This is a genomic window from Shewanella sp. 11B5, from assembly GCF_002836795.1.
GTDB classification, from domain to species: domain Bacteria; phylum Pseudomonadota; class Gammaproteobacteria; order Enterobacterales; family Shewanellaceae; genus Shewanella; species Shewanella frigidimarina.
The window spans coordinates 1-2,868 of the sequence record NZ_PJAP01000971.1; the positions used below are offsets into that span (position 1 = coordinate 1).

1 protein-coding gene is annotated in these 2,868 nt (G+C 40.7%); it reads left to right on the forward strand.

Going from position 1 to position 2,868, the window contains the following annotated elements:
* Positions 1 to 99 precede the first annotated feature (99 nt).
* Positions 100 to 2,868: TonB-dependent receptor domain-containing protein (locus CXF78_RS18985; protein WP_102037633.1), on the forward strand; the 2,769-nt coding region annotated here is incomplete at its 3' end.

Sequence of the window (2,868 nt, forward strand, 5' to 3'; positions counted from 1 at the left end):
GTGCTTATATCAATAGCTGTGTAACTTTGTTTCATTTTTATATTAAAAATGATCTCAATGATTACATCATAATAAAAAAATATTTCAGGGAGTTAAAATATGCAAGCTAATTCACATTTAGCCAAAGCTATTCGCTTTGCGCTAATCAGTGGCGTTGCCGTTTCTGCAGCAACCACATTCAATACTGTTGCAGCAGAAGACGCAGCGAATACAGCACCTGCTGTCGAGAGAATCTCGGTAACGGGCTCACGAATTATTCGTGAAGGTGCTGTTGCACCAACGCCAGTTACAGTAATTACTGGCGACGAGTTATTATCAACTGGTGTAACAAATATTGGTGAAGCGCTAAACCAATTACCTGCACTAGGTAACACCTACTCACTTGCCAACTCAGGCCGCTTTATTGGTACTTCGGGTCTTAACTTACTCGATTTAAGAAGCATGGGTACCGCCAGAACACTCGTGTTAGTGGACGGTAAACGCCATGTATCAAGTTCTGCAGGTACTTCTTCAGTCGACGTCAATACCATTCCAAGTGTATGGATCGATAGAGTTGAAGTAATTACCGGCGGTGCATCTGCAATTTACGGTGCCGATGCGGTAACCGGTGTTGTAAACTTCATTTTAAAGAAAGATATTAATGGCTTAGATGTATCCGCAACCAAAGGTTGGGCTGACGATAGTGGCCACAATAAAGACCGTTTCTCATTATCTTATGGTTCTGATTTTGCCCAGGGTGATGGTAACGTTGCCTTTGCGGTTGAGTACAGCGCTCAAGAGCAATTAAGAGCATTTGATCGCGATCAGACTTCAACTGCTTTTTCGAGCCTAGCAAATAAAAACCGCACTGAAGATAATAATGACCCATCTGATCCAGACAAAATATGGACTCCTAATGCAGGTCACTACACAATTAGTAATGCCGGTACCTTCAATTTAGATGGTTGGAAAAGCTTTAACCCTGATGGCTCATTAAGCGATGTTTATAGCGGTCAAAATGTTGATGGTATTCGTTGTGCAAATTGCGATGTCACTAACTTAAACCAGTTTGTAGAATTACAACCTGAATTCGAACGTTACAATATTAACTTTAAAGCAAACTACCAGCTTAACGATAATCATAACGTTTATTTTGAAGCTAAATACGTTAACAGCCAATCAACAGATGAAGGTCAACCAGCATTTTTCTTTGGCAATCCGGTTAACGATATCAAAATTGATAACGCTTTTATCAATCCTGAACTGGTTGCTTTAATGAAAGCAAACAAGGATAGCGACGGTAATTCAGCGCCATTAGATACACTTAATATTCGTCGTTTTATGACGGACTTGGGTGCGCGCATTGAAGATGATACTCGCGAAACTCAACGTTATGTTATCGGTCTTGAAGGTATAGTATTCCAAGATTGGGATTACGATGCCTATGCTATTTATGGTCAAACTGATTTAGAGCGCGTTAATAAAAATAACTTAATCTATGACAATTACACCAACGCCCTTGATTCTGTATTAGAAAACGGGATTGCGGTATGTCGTGATCAGTCAGCTAGAGATGCAGGCTGTGTGCCAGTCAACATTTTTGGTTTTGGTGCACCAAGTCAAGATGCGATTAATTATATTAATACCGCTTCAACTGGTACATCGATTATTAAGCAAACCGTATTAGGTGGCTCACTAACTAACTCTAGTTTATTTGAATTACCTGCCGGTTATGCAGGCTTCTCTACTGGTGTTGAATACCGTAAAGAAGAAAGTGAGATATTTGAACCTTCAAATGCAGCAGGTACTTTCTTCAATGCATTAGGCGAAGATAAAGGCGATTTTGATGTAAGCGAAATCTTTGCTGAAATCACGCTTCCTTTGTTAGCCGATTTACCAATGGTACGTCAGCTAGACTTAGATCTTGCAATACGCTTTGCTGATTACAGCACCATTGGTAATGCTACAACATGGAAAACGGGTTTAAGCTGGGAAGTTGATGATCAGATCCGCGTTCGTACTACATACTCAGAAGCTATTCGTGCACCTAACATCAGTGAGCTTTATGGTGCTGCAAGCCAAACATTCTTCTCTGTAGATGACTCTTGTCGTGCTAAAAACTTAAATGATCTGGCTGATCCAACTCAACGCCAAGCTAACTGTGCGGCGTTAGGGATCCCTGCTGGTTTTGACGCTGACTACGACGATAAAACGCTTGAAGGATTAAGTGGTGGTAATCGCGAGCTACAAGCAGAAGAATCGAAAAGTTTCACGTTAGGGATTGTTTATCAACCTGATTTTATTGATGGTTTATCGATCACTACCGATTATTGGAATATTGAGATCGAAAACGCTATCAGTGCTGTTGGTGCTCAAGATATTATCGATCGTTGTGTTGATTCTAAATCTGGTGTGAATAATGAATACTGTAGTTTGATTACTCGTGATTCAACTAGCCACGAAATCACTCAAATTAGACAGTTCTCGTTGAACATTGCGTCGCTTGAAGCTGCTGGTATTGACTTTGATATTGGTTATAACTTTGAAGCCTTTAGTGGTGACGTGCGCACTAACCTTATTGCGACTCGTCTACTAAAACGTAAAGACTTTTCATTCCAGGATGAACCAGATACGTTTGAAGAACTTGCAGGCACGGCTGGCTATGCTGAATGGCAAGCAAACTGGAGCCTAAGTTACTCAATCGATAGCTGGGATGTTAGCTGGAGAACGCGCTATGTCGAGGGTGTAAGCCTTTATACTGATAAGGAATTAGCCTTAAACGCGAATCCTAATAGCAACATGGAATTTGGCGATTACTTTATCAACGATATGGCAGTTGCATACAACTTCGATTCAGGTATTAGATTGAAGTTTGGTATCGACAACGTG